At 60.4% G+C, this 15,426-nt stretch carries 10 protein-coding genes; 6 read left to right on the top strand and 4 right to left on the bottom strand.

The window, feature by feature from the left end; translation table 11 throughout:
* Nucleotides 1-108 precede the first annotated feature (108 nt).
* Nucleotides 109-1,083, bottom strand: a complete 975-nt coding sequence (locus N688_RS01775) for a quinone oxidoreductase family protein (protein ID WP_052887685.1) — start codon at nt 1,081-1,083, stop codon at nt 109-111.
* A 103-nt stretch (nt 1,084-1,186) separates the two neighbouring features.
* Here N688_RS01775 and N688_RS01770 point away from each other — a divergent pair, with 103 nt between their 5' ends.
* Nucleotides 1,187-1,693, top strand: coding sequence for a MarR family winged helix-turn-helix transcriptional regulator (locus tag N688_RS01770; RefSeq protein ID WP_052887684.1), 507 nt, complete (start codon nt 1,187-1,189; stop codon nt 1,691-1,693).
* A gap of 199 nt (nt 1,694-1,892) precedes the next feature.
* Here N688_RS01770 and N688_RS01765 read toward each other — a convergent pair whose 3' ends face one another.
* Entirely contained in the window at nt 1,893-3,641 is a 1,749-nt protein-coding gene (locus N688_RS01765) for an AMP-binding protein (protein ID WP_272945026.1), read from the bottom strand.
* A 378-nt stretch (nt 3,642-4,019) separates the two neighbouring features.
* Here N688_RS01765 and selB point away from each other — a divergent pair, with 378 nt between their 5' ends.
* Entirely contained in the window at nt 4,020-5,942 is a 1,923-nt protein-coding gene (gene selB, locus N688_RS01760; RefSeq protein WP_052887683.1) for a selenocysteine-specific translation elongation factor, read from the top strand.
* 621 nt (nt 5,943-6,563) lie between these two features.
* Nucleotides 6,564-8,378, top strand: a complete 1,815-nt coding sequence (pknB, locus tag N688_RS01755) for a Stk1 family PASTA domain-containing Ser/Thr kinase (protein WP_052887682.1) — start codon at nt 6,564-6,566, stop codon at nt 8,376-8,378.
* A gap of 269 nt (nt 8,379-8,647) precedes the next feature.
* Here pknB and N688_RS01750 read toward each other — a convergent pair whose 3' ends face one another.
* Nucleotides 8,648-9,478: a YjbE family putative metal transport protein gene (locus N688_RS01750; RefSeq protein ID WP_052887681.1), complete on the bottom strand. Its 831-nt coding sequence runs from the start codon at nt 9,476-9,478 to the stop codon at nt 8,648-8,650.
* A gap of 397 nt (nt 9,479-9,875) precedes the next feature.
* Here N688_RS01750 and otsB point away from each other — a divergent pair, with 397 nt between their 5' ends.
* Entirely contained in the window at nt 9,876-10,721 is an 846-nt protein-coding gene (otsB, locus tag N688_RS01745) for a trehalose-phosphatase (protein ID WP_052887680.1), read from the top strand.
* Nucleotides 10,722-10,780: 59 nt separating this feature from the next.
* Here otsB and N688_RS01740 read toward each other — a convergent pair whose 3' ends face one another.
* Nucleotides 10,781-12,391, bottom strand: coding sequence for an alpha,alpha-trehalose-phosphate synthase (UDP-forming) (locus N688_RS01740; protein ID WP_052887679.1), 1,611 nt, complete (start codon nt 12,389-12,391; stop codon nt 10,781-10,783).
* A gap of 401 nt (nt 12,392-12,792) precedes the next feature.
* On the opposite strand from N688_RS01740, the gene rph reads away from it, so the two are divergent.
* Together rph and N688_RS01730 are read left to right on the top strand one after the other, a co-directional pair.
* Nucleotides 12,793-13,503, top strand: a complete 711-nt coding sequence (gene rph, locus N688_RS01735; RefSeq protein ID WP_202901995.1) for a ribonuclease PH — start codon at nt 12,793-12,795, stop codon at nt 13,501-13,503.
* Nucleotides 13,504-14,281: 778 nt separating this feature from the next.
* A complete protein-coding gene (locus tag N688_RS01730; protein ID WP_156025244.1) occupies nt 14,282-15,424 on the top strand; it encodes a hypothetical protein in 1,143 nt (380 codons plus the stop codon).
* The last annotated feature ends 2 nt before the right edge of the window (nt 15,425-15,426 follow it).

Here is a 15,426-nt window from a genome sequence, read left to right as displayed (position 1 = left end):
ACGCAATCAATCGTCTGGATCTCGATCTCAGCATTCTTTCAGCTCCCAGCACGCCGCTGCAGCCACACGGGCGCCCGCCACTCAAACACCAAGAGCAGGAAAAGAGAATCAAGATCTGCCAGCATTTATCAAGAAGACTGTCCGCGAATGCTGAGCTTCCTCCTGAGAGGACCAGACAGTCGTGACCTCCGAGAGGCGCCTGGTATTGGTCGGCACAGTCAATCTGAGCGAGGCGCTGGCTTCAAACAGCGCAGCCACCCCCTCAAGCATGCGTGGGAGTGAAACGCTGCCAATACCTGAGCCGAGCAGCTCGATAGGAGCAGCACGCAGAACAGCAGCCGGCAAAGCGATCGTTTCGCCACTGATTGAGCCTACTTGCACGAAGCGTACTGGCCTCTCTTCCATCGCCGTCAGCGCAGCAGCCATCAGTAACCGCTCGGCGCTGGGTCCCCAGAGATAATCAAGAACCACATCGACCCCCTCACGAAAGACGTCCTTGAAGACCTCTAGCCATCGATCGTCATCCTGCCGTAATGACAATGTGATGTCAGCTCCCTGAGAAATAAGGGAGCGCAGGATCTCCTCATTACGCCCGGTGACAACGATCTTGGTGGCGCCCAGATAGCGGGCAATAGGAATAGCCAGCCGTCCAGCGATGCCCGTCGCCCCATTGATCAGCACCGTTTCACCTGGCTGCAGCCGGGCACGCTCTTGCAAAGCAAGCCAGGAGGACGCGCCGGGATTGGCCAGAGCTGCAGCCGTGACATCATCTAAATGATCCGGCACAGGAATATAGCGCCCCTTCCTGACAACTGTGTACTCAGCCAAGCTGCCGAAGGGATTCCTGGGCGCACCAAAGTAGACACGCCGGCCATCAGCCAGGTAGCCTACCCCATCGACGCCGGGGATCAGTGGTAGACTCTCTGCCGACGTGTAATGGCGGCCAGCTGCTCGGCTGCGCGTCACAGGCGTGAGTGCCACTGCGCTGACCTGGATCAGCACCTCATCCTCAGCCGGTACAGGCTCAGGAAAGTCACTATAGACCGGCGCTTCCCCCAATCTGACAATCAGAGCTGCCTTCATTCAGCTTTCTCTTCCTCTCTGAATAGATGCGTGTATTTTACACGCATCTATTATAGCCGCCCAGGGTGGACATGTCAAGGAGGTCCGTGTATACTACACGCACATGGACGAAAGCATTCGCCGATTCTATGAGGCCCTTTTTGATCTCATCGGCCTGATCAATGAGCCAGAGCGCGATCAAGCCCTTTATCGAGAAGCGGGCATCGTCGTTGAGAGGGCTCTCTTGCGCTTACTTGTCGCCATCGATCGTTGCCAGGTTGTAGGGATTATGAACCTTGCCGGGCTGGTTGACCGCGATCACAGCACAGTGAGCCGGCAGGTGGCGGTCTTAGAGCGTCAGGGGCTGGTCGTGCGCGCTCCTGGGCAGCGCGATCGACGCGAACGCAAGGTCATGCTGACAGCCCAAGGTAAGGAGATCGTCCAAAGAGTGGAAGCGGCGCGTGAGCGGCTACTACAACCCATCCTTGCGCGCTGGGACGAGCAAGACTGGCAGCTCCTGGTCACGCTTTTTCGCCGCCTGGTTGATGATCTGCTGGCGCTACCAACAGAAGCACCGCCCTCCTCCCAGTCCAAACGTCGACATCATCGCTCGGCAAGCGAGCGAGAGTGAGGGGCTGGCCCTTGCTCGGCAGGCAAGCGGACCGAGGCGTCTGACGAGTAAGGCAGCCTACGGAGGGAAGCCAGTTCCAGCAAGACAAAGAAAAGCATTACAATCACGAAACAAGCGCCAGGGGGTGGCTGCTCCCCTGGCGCCAGACCCATCGCCTACACACGACTGGCCAAGGCATACGCTTATAGAGCACCCAAACTTAGGCCGTCTGAATACGAGCAGCCTCCTGCAAGCCCAGCTCCTGAATAGCCTGCTCGCGCATGACAAACTTCTGGATCTTGCCCGTCACCGTCATCGGGAAGCTGTCCACGAACTTGATATAGCGCGGGATCTTGTAATGAGCGATCTTCCCCTGACAGAAGGCGCGGATCTCCTCCGGCGTAGCCTGCTCACCCGGCTTGAGCTTGATCCAGGCCATGATCTCCTCGCCATACTTCGCATCTGGAACCCCGATCACCTGGACATCACTGATCTTGGGATGCGTATAAAGGAACTCCTCAATCTCACGCGGATAGACATTCTCACCGCCCCGAATGATCATATCCTTGATGCGCCCCACGATGTTGATGTACCCGTCGGCATCCATGACCGCCAGATCGCCGGTGTGCATCCAGCGTGCCCGATCGATGGCCTGAGCTGTGGCTTCGCGATTATTCCAATACCCCAGCATCACGCTATAGCCGCGCGTACACAGCTCGCCCGGCTGGCCGACAGGCACCACCTTGCCGCTCGCCGGATCGACAATCTTGATCTCTAGATGTGGGTGTACCTGCCCCACCGTGCTCACGCGCTTCTCCAGCGGATCATCGAGCCTGGTCTGGGTCGAGACGGGCGACGTCTCCGTCATCCCGTAGCAGATCTCCACCTGCTTCATATGCATCTTCTCAATGACCTTGCGCATCACTTCCACCGGGCAGGGAGAGCCAGCCATCACGCCCGTGCGCAGGCTGCTCAGATCGAACTGCTCAAAGTCGGGATGCTCCAGCTCGGCAATGAACATGGTCGGCACCCCATAGAGGGCCGTACAGCGCTCCTCCTGGACCGCCTCCAGCACAGCCCGCGGCTCAAAGCTCTCCGCCGGGTAGACCATCGTCGCCCCATGCGTCACACAGCCCAGATTGCCCATCACCATGCCAAAGCAGTGATAGAGCGGCACTGGAATACAGAGCCGATCTTCATGGGTGAAGCCCTGCAGGCGAGCCACGAAATAGCCATTATTGAGAATATTGTGGTGGCTCAGCGTCGCCCCTTTGGGATACCCGGTCGTGCCGCTAGTATACTGGATATTGATCGAATCATCAAATTCTTGTTCTCTCTGTCTTGCACTTAATGCCTGATCGCTGACAGCCTCAGCCTGGGCCAGCAGCTCGCTCCAGCGCAACATACCGGGCACCGACTGTTCGCCGAGCTGGACAATCAGGCGCAGCTCGGGCAGCCGTGCGGCATGCAGCTCGCCCGGTGCAGAGCTTGCCAGCTCAGGTGCCAGTGCGGTCAGCATCTCGACGTAGTTGGAGGACTTAAAGGCGGCAGCGGTGATCAGGGCCTTACAACCCGACTGAGTGAGAGCATACTCGACCTCATGCAGGCGATAGGCGGGATTGATATTGACGAGAATGGCCCCGATCTTGGCCGTTGCAAACTGCGTAATGCACCACTCGGCACAGTTGGGGGCCCAGATCCCGACCCGTTCGCCCTTCTGAATGCCGAGCTGCATCAGGGCCCTGGCACAACGATTCACCTCGGCCTGCAGCTGGCGATAGGTGAGGCGTATCCCCTGATGGCGGGCAATCAGAGCAGGATGGTCAGGGAAGCGCTCAACAGTCTGATCAAAGAGATCGCCGATGGTCAGACCCAGCAGCGGGACATCGCTGGGACCGCTGGCATAGCTCCATTGCCGGGCCACAGGCGCCGTGGCCCCTTCAGATGCGGATGGTTGAGTCATGGTCATGGTGCTTTCTCCTCTGACGCAGAACGAGACAACAGGGCGCTACAGGGCAGACAGGGCAGGGCAGGGCGGGCGAGGCCATGCCCGTTCCTTCACTCACAGCTAGCGTAGCCAATGCTCTACCAAAAATCAAGCTCCTCACTCTCAATGACCGACCGTCTTCTCAACCGGGCTCAGGCCAGCCGTTCATCATCTCAGCCACTGCCAAGCCGCTCCATTCTTACTGGCAGTCCTCCATAGCCAGTCGGCAGACAACGATGTATACTGTAGAGAGGCCCTCTTCTCTGCCACGGTTCAAGCGGAGAGCAGCCTACCAAACTGCAGAAGACGATTGCGAGCACCTCAGTCGGGACCCGATCGCATTCATCGCGTACGACGCTTATGACATGTATAGGAACAGCCGGGCACATTGATCACGGAAAATCAACCCTGGTCAAAGCCCTGACAGGCATCGATCCAGATCGTCTGACCGAAGAGAAAGTCCGCGGCATGACGATCGATCTCGGCTTTGCCTGGCTGACCTTGCCGGATGGCCGCGAGGTCAGCCTCATCGATGTTCCGGGCCATGAAGGCTTCATCAAGAACATGCTGGCCGGAGTGGGAGGCATCGATGTTGCCTTGCTGGTAGTGGCCGCCGACGAGGGAGCGATGCCACAGACTCGCGAGCATCTGGCCATTCTCGACCTACTGCAGGTTCGCAGTGGTGTGGTGGCCTTGACCAAGGCTGACCTGGTCGATGAGGAATGGCTGGCCCTGGTCAGCGAGGAGATTGCCACCCTGCTCCGGCCCACCAGTCTGGCGGGCGCCCCCATCGTTCCCGTCTCGGCCATCAGCGGCCAGGGGATACCCGCCCTGCTGAGCCACCTGCAAGAAGCAACCGCGAGGGCGCCAGAGCGCCCCGACCGGGGACGCCCCCGCCTCCCCGTTGATCGCGTCTTTACCCTCGCTGGCTTCGGCACCATCGTCACAGGGACGCTCATCGATGGCTGCTTCCAGTCAGGGCAAGAGGTCGAGATTCTGCCGCGTGGTCTCAAGGCCCGCATTCGTGGCCTCCAGCGCCATCGGCAGGCCATAACCGTCGCCCAGCCAGGAGAACGCACGGCCCTCAATCTGGCCGGCATTGGACATCAGGAAATAGAGCGAGGCGATGTAGTGACCCTGCCGGGCCTGCAGCAACCGACCACCCTGATCGATGTCCGCCTGCGCCTGCTGGCCGATGCCCCGCGTCCGCTGAGCCACAACGCCCTGGTTGATTTCTACTGCGGCGCCCAGGTAGTAGCGGCCACCGTGCGCCTGCTGGAGAGCGACGAGCTGGCCCCCGGTGAAAGTACCTGGGCGCAACTACGCCTCCAGCAGCCGACCGTGGTTGAGCGCTACGATCGCTTCATCGTGCGTATTCCCTCACCCAGCCTGACGATCGGGGGCGGCGAGGTCGTCGACGCTCACCCACGCTACCACCGCCGACGCCGCAGCGAGGTGCTGCAGCACCTGGCCACCCTGGCTCAGGGCAATCCCGAAGCCATCGTCTTGACCCATCTCGAACAGCCAGGACGCCACGTGACAGGCACACCCCATCTCCAGTGGCCGGCCTACGAAACCGCCGAGCTGGCCCGCCTGAGTAATCTCACCCAGCCTGTGACGCGGCAGGCCCTGGAGACGTTGTTAACTCAGAGACGAGTGCGACGTATGGGAACATACTGGTTCGCGCAGAGTGTCTGGCAGGCCCTCAGCGAGGCGGCCCTCCGCCTGGTCCGCGACTACCATGCCCAGTTTCCTTTGCGCAGCGGACTGTCGAAAGAGGAATGGCGCTCCCGCCTTCACCTGCCGCCACGCCTGGCAATGGAGGTTTTCGAAACTCTGCGCAGCGAGGGCCTGCTTACGGAAGCTGGCGGCGCGGGCCTGCTCCGCCTCCCCGAGTTTACACCAACCTTCAGCGCAGAGCAGCAGAGACTGGTAGAACGTTTAGTTCGGGCCTTTCGCGAAGATCCGTTTATGCCACCAACGCGAGGGGAGGCCGAAGCCCTGATCGGGGCAGAGCTGGTCAACGCGCTGCTTGAGCGCGGCGAGCTGGTGAAGATGGGGGATGGTACCATCCTTTTTCTGCGTGAAGCGTACGAGAGAGCGGTAGCACTGATCACATCCTATTTGCAAGAGCATGGTACCATTACTGTAGCTCAGGCACGTGACCTGCTGGGAACGACGCGCAAGTACGTTTTACCTCTTCTGGAGCATATGGATGAGCAGCGTATTACGCGGCGAGTGGGGGATACTCGCGTTCTCCTGCCCCAGCCAGCAGGTACCTGAGAGCTGCTGACTTCCAATCCTCTCCCAGGAGTACGAGGAGCAAGCGCGAGATGAGGCAAGGTGAGGCGAGTGGCGCACCCGGGCCAGTAGCAGGGGTAAGAGCGCAACAGAGCTGATTTCAGAAGAGGAAGCTGGCCTGTCTTGCACAGCAGCCTGGGGAAAGCTGTTCCCAATGGGGATAGGATGCGCTACAATAAGGAGCGAACTGTAGTTTACCGGGTATCCTGCGTTTATCGTCCATAGCAGGGCAATTGTGAAAGAGTACCTTGTCCCATCCGGAGGGCGCGCTCGCTGGAGCGTGGAAGCAGCGGGCCAGACCAGATGTGGTTGAGCCGGGCCAGGTTGCATACATGGGACTGGAGAGGCAGTAGCCTGGCACGAAATAACGGTCGCCAGGCAAGGGGGTCAGACCAGCGTTTGCCTGCCAACCAGGCTCAGAGAAGAGGAGGCACGAGAGGCGGCCACAGGCGAAGGGGGACAGGCAAACGAGCAGGCTGGTTGGTAGGAAGAGCGAGGAATGGCCAAGGCCAAAACAGGAGAGAGAGGTGGGAGGCCGGCCCGGCCAGGCTCCAAGGCCCTTGTGGCCCCTCCTGATAAGCTGTACGGTCAAAGCGGAGAGCTATGCAAACAGAAGTTCTGGGCGAGCGATACCAGCTATTGGACCCCATCGGTCGGGGGGGCATGGCAACCATCTACCGCGGGCGGGACCTGCGCATGGATCGCCCTGTAGCGATTAAGGTGCTACGCGAGGTCTACAGTACCGACCCGAAGTTTGTCACGCGCTTCCAGCGCGAGGCGAAGGCCGCCTCTGCTCTGCAGCACCCTAATATCGTGCAGGTGTACGACTACGGGCAGAGCGATGGGAACTACTATATCGTGATGGAGCTGGTCGAGGGCACAGACCTGCGCCGCTATTTGCGTTCACGCGGAGTGCTGGATGTGGAGCGCGCAGTGATTATCGCCCACGACGTCGCTCTCGGCCTCGGCGCCGCCCATCGCCGCGGCATCGTTCACCGCGATGTCAAGCCCCAGAATATTCTCGTCGGGCGCGACGGCTCGATCAAGCTGACCGATTTCGGTATCGCCAGCGTCTACAAGGATATCAATGCCGAGCGTCTCACAACAACGGGGATGACTCTCGGTACGGTGCAATACTATGCACCAGAACAGGCCCAGGGCGAGATCGTCAGCCCAGCCGCCGATGTCTATGCGCTCGGAATCGTTATGTATGAGATGCTGACTGGGCGCACTCCTTTCGAGGGCGATACCCCGGTGGCTGTGGCCATGCAGCATATCCAGGACCCGCCGATCCCTCCCAGCCACTATAATCCAGCTATTCCTCCCGCCCTCGAAGAGATTATTCTGCGCTGCCTGGAAAAGATACCAGAGATGCGCTATCGCGATGGCAGCGCTTTAGCTCGCGCTCTGGAGGCCCTTGGCGAAACCGAGCTTGCAGAGCCGGTCGCCGATGTGGCAGCAGCACCAACGGTGCTCACTTCTCCTTACCGGCCCTCGTCCTCCGGCGTTGGGCATGGTCTGGTCAACGAGGCTCCCATCGCAGCTGCCGCCCCAGGCTACGATCAGCCCCCCCTGGCTGCCGGTCCATTGGCAGCTTCTCCCTATGCCCCTCCCGAGGCGGTCCCCGCTCCCGGGCCTGGACCCTATGGGGGCTTTGTTCAGTCAGGCACCACCCGGCCTTTCCAGCGCGATGCTATCGCCGGTGAGCGAGGTTCACGCCTAGCTGGTATTATCACTGCTCTTATCCTTATCGCCACAGTTCTGCTCCTCGGCTTCAGCATCTATCTGGCTTCTATCCTGGGATTTGTGCCTTTTCTACACCTTTCTACCCAGGCAACCCCTGCTCCGCCCGAGGTCCCTGTTCCCTCGCTGATCGGTCTCACCTATCAGCAGGCCCTGACCCGCGCGACCAATGCGGGCTTTGTGCTGCAGGTCCACAATGGCCTGACCTCGGGCTACGTGATCCGGCAGTCGCCGCAGCCGCCCGCCCTGGCCCCACGTGGCTCAACGATCCTGGTCGACTTACAAGAGCGACCGACACGGGTCATTGTCCCCGATGGACTCGTGGGCAATACGTTGGCTGGAGCGGAGCGCATTCTGCGTAGCCAGGGCATTCCCTTTACGGTGCAGTCCGATGGTGTTGATCCAACGAAGCCGGCCAACTATGTTGATCGTACTTCTCCTCAGAGCGGCCAGGAGCTGCCCAATGGCCAGAGTGTGATTCTCTACGTGGTGAATCTCAGCACTGGCTCGCCTACCTCCGTCCCATCGGCGACAGCGACAGAGAAGCCATCGCCATCGCCATCGCCGTCGCCGTCTCCAACACCATCGCCATCGCCGTCTCCAACACCATCGCCATCGCCGTCACCAACGGCCCACCCTCTGCCGTCGGTGACAGTACCCTCTGTCTCGCCCTAAAGCCAGCGCAGTGGGAGCGAGACGGGGAGGTCATGGCTACCCGGATCGCTTGAAAAGCAGTGAGGAGGGCTGAGCTGCAGCCCTCAGCAACCCGCCCGTCAAGAACAAGAAAAAGAAGAGCTGCACGACAAGGGACTCCCCATCTGGAGGGGGTCCCTTCTGCTCTTTGCTCTTCCCCTCTCAATCTTTCCTGGCAAGGAAAACTATCCTCCTGTCGATTAGTTGCGACAAGGTGGGAGCAGCGCGAGGCGAGTCAGGCCCAGGCCAGTTTAGCGGGGAGAGGGGGGCGAGGAAGAATGCAGGTACCGCTGATGGCGCTGCTGAAGATAGGCAATGAGCGCCATCACACCCACGAAGAGGAATGTTCCACCGTAGACAGCCAGCTCATGGTCCTGGAGAAAGCTGATAGCCGGATCGTTAATGATCAAATTGGCCGCCACCCAGGCCAGAATAAAGCTAGCCACCAGCGTGAGACCAGGTATCCGGCTGAGCACCTCAGCAATCAGCGCACTGCCCAGGAGCAAGAGCAGAATGCTGGTCAGGAGACCGATAATGAGGACCGGGAGCTGTCCCTGAGCAATGGCGCCGATGGCGATCACGTTATCCAGGCTCATGGTGACGTCAGCCACCACGATGGTGAGCATGGCCAGGACAAAGCTGCTATTTTCCGGCGAGAGGTGACGCTCCAGCAGGCGCCGCAGATGGGGGACCTTGCCCAGCACACTAGCCGGTCCATTGTTCAATGGCTGGCTGACGCGCGAAACCTCGCTCACCGGGGCCGATCTGACCAGGCTCTTAGCCTGACGCTCCTCCTTTCCCGCCGCCCGGCTGAAAAAGAGGCGGACAGCAATTGAGAGCACAACAAGACCACCAATGGCCTGGAGATAGGGGATCTGCAAGAGCCAGGTGGCCAGAGCCGCGAAGGTAAGACGGAGGAAAATAGCCAGACCGCCCCCGAAAGAGAGAGCAGCCCAGCGCCGTTGTCGTGGGATGCCCACAGTGGCCGCGCCAATCACCAGGGCATTATCGCCACTCAGAGCAAGATCGACCAGAATAATACCGCCGACAGTACTGAGAAACTGCAGCCAGGTCTGCGGCATCTCCAACCCCCTTTATGAGATCCAGAAGTCTATCAGTCTCTCGCGCAGAGTTAGAGTCATCGGCCTGCCAGGTCAGGACAGAGCGGAGCCAGGCACGCCATGCTTCAGAGATGAGCAGCAATGGGATCGGTCGCATCACCTCTCTGTCCCCGCTCCTGCCCGCACGGGGGGCCATACTTGGGGGCAGGAAGCGGCCTGGCTACCTGGCCTGAGAGCTGAGGCTAGCTCTGCGGTAAGGAACCGCATCTGCAATGCTTTTCTTTTTCTTACATAGTACCACGTGAGACGCAGTGCGGCAACACCGCGTGATAGAATGCAAAGCGCGCGACCCTACCCAGAAGGCAAGGGGGGCGCGCGCCCAGACAACCAGCTTCAAACAAAGGAGCATTGGGCTACCATGCTGACCGCCGTACTACGCAACGTCTTGCTCGCCCGTCCTTGTGGATTGACTTTCGATATCGACGGCACGCTCAGCCCCATTGCGCCAACACCTGAAGCAGCCAGGCTCTTTCCGGGTGTGGCCTCCCTGCTGGAACGCCTGCGGCCCTACGCCAGTGTGGCGGTGGTTACGGGCAGAGGAGTCACCAGCGCAGCGGCCCTGGTAGGGGTTGACGAGATCACGTACATCGGGAATCATGGTTTAGAGTGGGCCGAGGGCCTCCCGGAGCACCATCCCATCAGGCTCCTTCCAGAGGCCGAAGCCTACCGCCTCCCCGCGCAGCGGTTGCTCGCGTTAGCAGAGCAGCAGCTGGCGCCAGCGCTGCCCTGTGCGCAGATCGAACACAAAAGTATCGGCGGGACCATTCATTATCGGCGTTGCCCCGAGCCTGTCCAGGCGCGGCAGCAAATCCTCGAGCTCCTAAGAGGGCCAGCGCAGGCGAGCGGCCTCCTGCTCACAGAAGGAAAGATGGCTGTCGAACTGCGCGCACCTGGCCTGAACAAAGGTCAGGCATTGCAGCGCTTCATCGAGCAACATCAGCTACATAGCGCGCTCTTCGCAGGAGACGACACTACTGACCTGGATGGAGTGGAGACCCTGATTCGCTTGCGCGAAGAGGGGATCTGCTCGACAGCAGTGACCATCGCTGTGCGCCACGCCGACACTCCTCCCCGGCTCTTAGAGCGGGCCGATCTCGTCGTCGAGGGAGTGACCGGCATGGCAGCCCTGCTGGAGGAAATGGTGGCCTTTTTGGAGGGTGAGACTGGGGCATCCTCGCCAGGCTGGCAGGAAAAGCGTGCGTAGTGGATGGCCTCCACGCGCTTTTCTTGCCAGCCCGAAGACAGCGGCATCTAGCAGCAGGGTCATCCTGCTGAAAGAGATAACGGGCTGGGCGCAAGCTCGGGTTCACTCTCCGACTCATCCCGTTCGGGCTGCCGCTCCTCATTCTCAGCCGCCAAACGAGCCAGGTCGAGGAGTTCGTTAATATCTGCAATTTGTCGGGTGAGCCAGGTGTGCAGATTGTTCTGCTCCACTATCTGCCGGGCCAGCCTGGCCCGTCGCTCACGTTCTTCAGCGGGCAGCGTCAGAGCAGCATAGAGCGCTTCGGCGGTCTCGGCCACATCGAGAGGAGAGGTCGGAATCGCCGCCTTGCCAAGTTGCTGGAAGGCGCCTGCGGTGCGCGAGAGGACAAGCAGGCCATCGCGCTTGTTGACTACCGCTCCCTCCTTGGCCACCAGATTCATCCCATCGATAATGGGGTTGACAAGCAGCACATCGTAAAACTGCATGGCCGCCAATGCCCGTGTACGGTCATTGTCGCAGAAGACCTCGATGGGCTTCCAGCTGGCATCTCCATAGCGTGCGTTGATCTCTTCGACGAGCTTGAGCACCTCACTGTTGAGCCGCTTGTATTCGGGCAGTGATTGACGGGAAGGAACAAGAAAGGCCAGGAATTTCACCTTCCCCCGCAGTTCGGGATGCTCCTCCAGCATCTGGGCATAAGCCTGGAAACCACGAGGAATGTTCTTCGTCGGCTCGATGCGGTCGACGCGCATGATCGTCTGCTCCCCTAACAGGGGAAGAAGCTTTTCGGCAGCGCGCCGTCCGGCCAGGCTCTGGACGATGCGCCGCTCCTCAGTCACCGAGATCGAAATCGGGTAGGCCCGCGCCAGTGTGCGGTGCCCTTGCCAGACAACGGTTCCTTCTTCAAAGTCGACTTCGGCTCCTTCGAGAATGGTCCGCGCCCCTTCCAGGAAATTGCGCGCATCACGCTCGGTCTGGAAGCCAACGATGTCGTTGCCCACCAGGCCACGATAAATCTCCTGGGCGATGTTACTGGGCAGGAAGTGCCAGCAACGGCTGTCTGGCCAGGGAATGTGGATAAATTGCTGGGTAATAATGGTAGGGTGCCGCTCGCGGATCATAGCGGCTACCAGATAGAGGTGATAGTCGTGCAGCATGACCACCGGCGTGGTCTCAGCACGCTCGATCTCGGCATTCACTGCCTCGGCAATGGCCTGGTTGGCCACCCGGTAGCCGTTCTTCCAGGCATCCTGCAGCCGCTGATAGTTAAAGGAGTCGCTGCTAGGGTCATAGAGATAATGCTGCAGGAACCAGAGAACCCGGTTGCTGATGATGTCGTAGTGCTTGCGGTAGGCCGTCTTGGGAATGACGACGTAGCGAAGCTGCATCTTGAGGTTCGGCAACGGCGAGGGAATGCGCCCGCTCTCAGCTTCAGCGCTGCGCGCTGCCAGACGGTCACCTTCGGTCATCGCCATCGCCACCCAGGTGACCTCCATGCGGCTGGCCGCCTCGATGAGAGCCGTAACAACTCCTCCCGCTCCGCGCCGAGACTTCAAGACTTTATCTTGTGTAAGATAAAATTCAACGGGACCGCGGTTGGTCGCAATGATGAGACGATGCGCATGGAGTGGCTCCGCTTGCGCAGGATGCAGCGTTTTATGCGCAGACATAGGTTGGTCCTTTCTAACAGGTTGTTCGCGCTTCGGCTGCGACTTTCTGCTGCTCTTCATCTCTCTCGCTGTCTCGCTCGTTTGTCCGCTCCCTTCTTGTTCGGGCTGGCCGGTGTGCGTTTCTCGCCGCTTCCCTTCACGCTGAGGTACGAGAAGACAGAGGCGACGAGAGAGAACACAGCCCCTTCTCTGCCATCTTTAGGTGAGGCACGGTCAGCTACCTCTGTTGGAGACACCCTTATGTTATAGTAACATATTCGCTGAGGGAATGGGGGGCTTCTCTGCTCGGAAGGGATTACCCAGCACAAGAGAGCACCCTTAGAGCACCCTTCTTCAGTATTTTTCATGACTCGGAACCAGGCTTTGAACCGGTCAAAATTAACAAGAGGGCTTCGCTTATGATACGCACAGACGGGCGTTCTCAGACTCAACTACGCCCCCTACGTCTCACGGTTGACTATCTGGACTACGCGGAGGGGTCGGTGATCATCGAGGCCGGGCGCACACGGGTACTCTGTGCTGCCACCGTCGAGGAGAAGGTCCCCCCTTTTCTAGAGGGCAGCGGACGGGGCTGGGTCACCGCCGAGTATAGCATGCTGCCCCGGGCCACCCAGTCCCGCACATCACGCGAGCGCGAGGGACGCCTCAGCGGGCGCACTCAGGAGATTCAGCGCTTGATTGGCCGTTCGTTGCGAGCGGCTGTCGATCTGGAGGCCCTGGGGACACGTACCCTGATTCTTGACTGCGACGTGCTGCAGGCCGATGGGGGCACCCGCACAGCCGCCATTACTGGCGCCTTTGTGGCTCTTTACCGGGCTTGCAGTCGCCTGGTAGAAGGCGGCCTTTTGTCCGCTCACCCGGTACGCACTGCGGTGGCAGCCGTGAGCGTGGGGATCGTCGGGGGAGAGGCGCTACTCGACCTTTGCTACGAGGAAGACGCGCGGGCCGAGGTGGATTTCAATGTGGTGATGACGGCTCACGGCGACTTTGTCGAGGTTCAAGGTACTGGCGAGGGCGGGGTCTTTAGCCGCGCACGCCTGGATGAATTGCTCTCTCTGGCCCAAGAGGGGATCAGGCAGCTGCTGGCTTTCCAACAGCCGTATCTGCGCTAGCCTGGACTGCCTCAGCCTCTCGCTCGGCTGGGGAGCAGCCCCTTGCTCCCCTCTTGCCGATTGAAGTAGCTGCCAGCGGTACTAAAGTACCGCTCCTTCGTTTCCGCAAGGGAGCCTGCTTCCTTGCCTCACTCGTGGCTCTGGTACAATAAAAATGGCAGTGATGTGGTGTGTCAGGATAGCCCAATATGCCCCTGTCCTGCCGGCAAAGCTTGCAGGCCCCAGGGGCCCATGTTAGAATCGTCCCGCAAATGGCCGAATGAGAGAGCTAGCTGCAGAAGGCCGCTCGTCTGCATGAGGTTCGCCGCAAGCCACACCGGAAGGCAAGCAGAGCAGCAGAGCAGCAGGAACAGGGGGCAAGCAAGCCAGGATAGCCCCGCAGGTCTATGGACACCAGGTAAGTGCAAGACGGCAACAGACAGTCGGCAGGCGAGCCAGATGATGAGGAGTAGCTCACTCGTCAGGAGAGGAGCTGAGCCGCAGGCTAAGGCTCATCCCCGGCAAGGCCTACCCGCCAGCTGCTGAGGGAAAGAGGGGAAGGGAGGAAGGCGGAGCGCTCCAGCGGCGAAGAAGATAGAGTCAGCTCTGGTCACCCGCGAAAGAGGAGCGGAGGCAGGCAGAACGGCAAGGACTGGCCCGCAGGGCAGACAGGCAGGCAGGCAGTCGGGGCCTGGCGATCTGGACGGCTCGCTCGCATGGTCCAAGACAACGGCGAGCAGTGAGCCGAGCGAAGGATAAGAGACAGCGGCATCGTAGTGTGATGTCAGAGGAGCGTATCTTGAAGAAGACAGAGCGTTCATGGTTCTGGCGTATCATCGATGTGATTAATCCTCTGCGCGATCCCAGCCTCACAGTAGCGGTTGTCCTGACTATTATTGAGGAGGCAGGGCAGCACGATCCCTGGTACTGGATCGTGGTGGTCGGTCTGGTGAACTGGCTGGCGGTGCGCGGGTTGGTTTGGCTGCTGGTCAACTTTACCTTTGCCTGTACCTTTCTGGCACGCCGCCTGTGGTGGGCCATCAAGCACCCACGACTGGCCTGGCGCATCCTCGATGCAATCGGGCACGAGGAGATCGTGATCGGTGGTCTGCCTACCATTCCCGAGGGCATGCTGATGCCCGATGGCTCCTCGATCTTGAGCCTTAACCCCGCCTTCGGAGGGGTGACGGTGACGGGCGAGCTGGCTTTCCCACAAGGCCCGGTTCTTGGCCTGCCCGCAGGGCAAACAGGCCAGACAGGCTCTATGCCCCAGGTCGGCCAGGGAGCCGCGGACTTCTCAAGCTTGCCCGGTAACTCTGGCTTCTTCCCCGGCGTGCAACAGGCTCCCGCTTATTTCCAGAGCGGCTTCTATGGCCAGTCAGCTCCCTCCGCCGAGGGCCTGCCGCAGAGCGGAGGCTCGCAGTCCCATAGCGCCGAGGAGGAGCGCCTGCGTCAGCAGTTGGAGACTTGCATCCGCCTGATCGACGATTGGGTTCAGTTTACTGAGGAAAAGTGGCGCACGGTCAGCGATAGCCAGCTCGGCTGGAAACCGCTGCGTGGGCGCTGGTCAAGCTGGGACGACATTTTCCAGGATACCTTTGCCGCTCACACGTCTGATCCGCTGGCTCAGGCGGCCCAGGATGCCGGCGAGGCGAATGCCCGCCGCTTCGAAAGCGCCCGCGAAAAAGGTTCTGCCGCTTCCGCTGTCGCTTGCTTCCTGCGGGATATGATGACCCTGCGCCGCGGGATGGAGATGCTGCAGGCTACCGGCGGCCAGTTGCCGGAAACTTCGGCGATGCAGCCCGTCGTTCCTCCTACGTCCCTCCGCTCTTTCGGCACCAGCGGCCCTCTGCGCGGCAATACCGGCACTAGCTCCCCTGTGCGCAATTCCTTGATTCGCCGTCCCGCTCAGATCTTCGTGGACGCTGATACTGAAAAGTAGGA

Source organism: Thermogemmatispora carboxidivorans (assembly GCF_000702505.1).
In the GTDB taxonomy this organism is placed as follows: domain Bacteria; phylum Chloroflexota; class Ktedonobacteria; order Ktedonobacterales; family Ktedonobacteraceae; genus Thermogemmatispora; species Thermogemmatispora carboxidivorans.
This window is presented reverse-complemented; position numbering and strand designations above follow the sequence as displayed.

Excerpts from the sequence above, each read along its gene's own strand:
- N688_RS01775 (WP_052887685.1), bottom strand. The coding sequence starts at position 1,083 with ATGAAGGCAGCTCTGATTGTCAGATTGGGGGAAGCGCCGGTCTATAGT.
- N688_RS01770 (WP_052887684.1), top strand. The coding sequence starts at position 1,187 with ATGGACGAAAGCATTCGCCGATTCTATGAGGCCCTTTTTGATCTCATC.
- N688_RS01765 (WP_272945026.1), bottom strand. The coding sequence starts at position 3,641 with ATGACCATGACTCAACCATCCGCATCTGAAGGGGCCACGGCGCCTGTG.
- selB (WP_052887683.1), top strand. The coding sequence starts at position 4,020 with ATGACATGTATAGGAACAGCCGGGCACATTGATCACGGAAAATCAACC.
- pknB (WP_052887682.1), top strand. The coding sequence starts at position 6,564 with ATGCAAACAGAAGTTCTGGGCGAGCGATACCAGCTATTGGACCCCATC.
- N688_RS01750 (WP_052887681.1), bottom strand. The coding sequence starts at position 9,478 with ATGCCGCAGACCTGGCTGCAGTTTCTCAGTACTGTCGGCGGTATTATT.
- otsB (WP_052887680.1), top strand. The coding sequence starts at position 9,876 with ATGCTGACCGCCGTACTACGCAACGTCTTGCTCGCCCGTCCTTGTGGA.
- N688_RS01740 (WP_052887679.1), bottom strand. The coding sequence starts at position 12,391 with ATGTCTGCGCATAAAACGCTGCATCCTGCGCAAGCGGAGCCACTCCAT.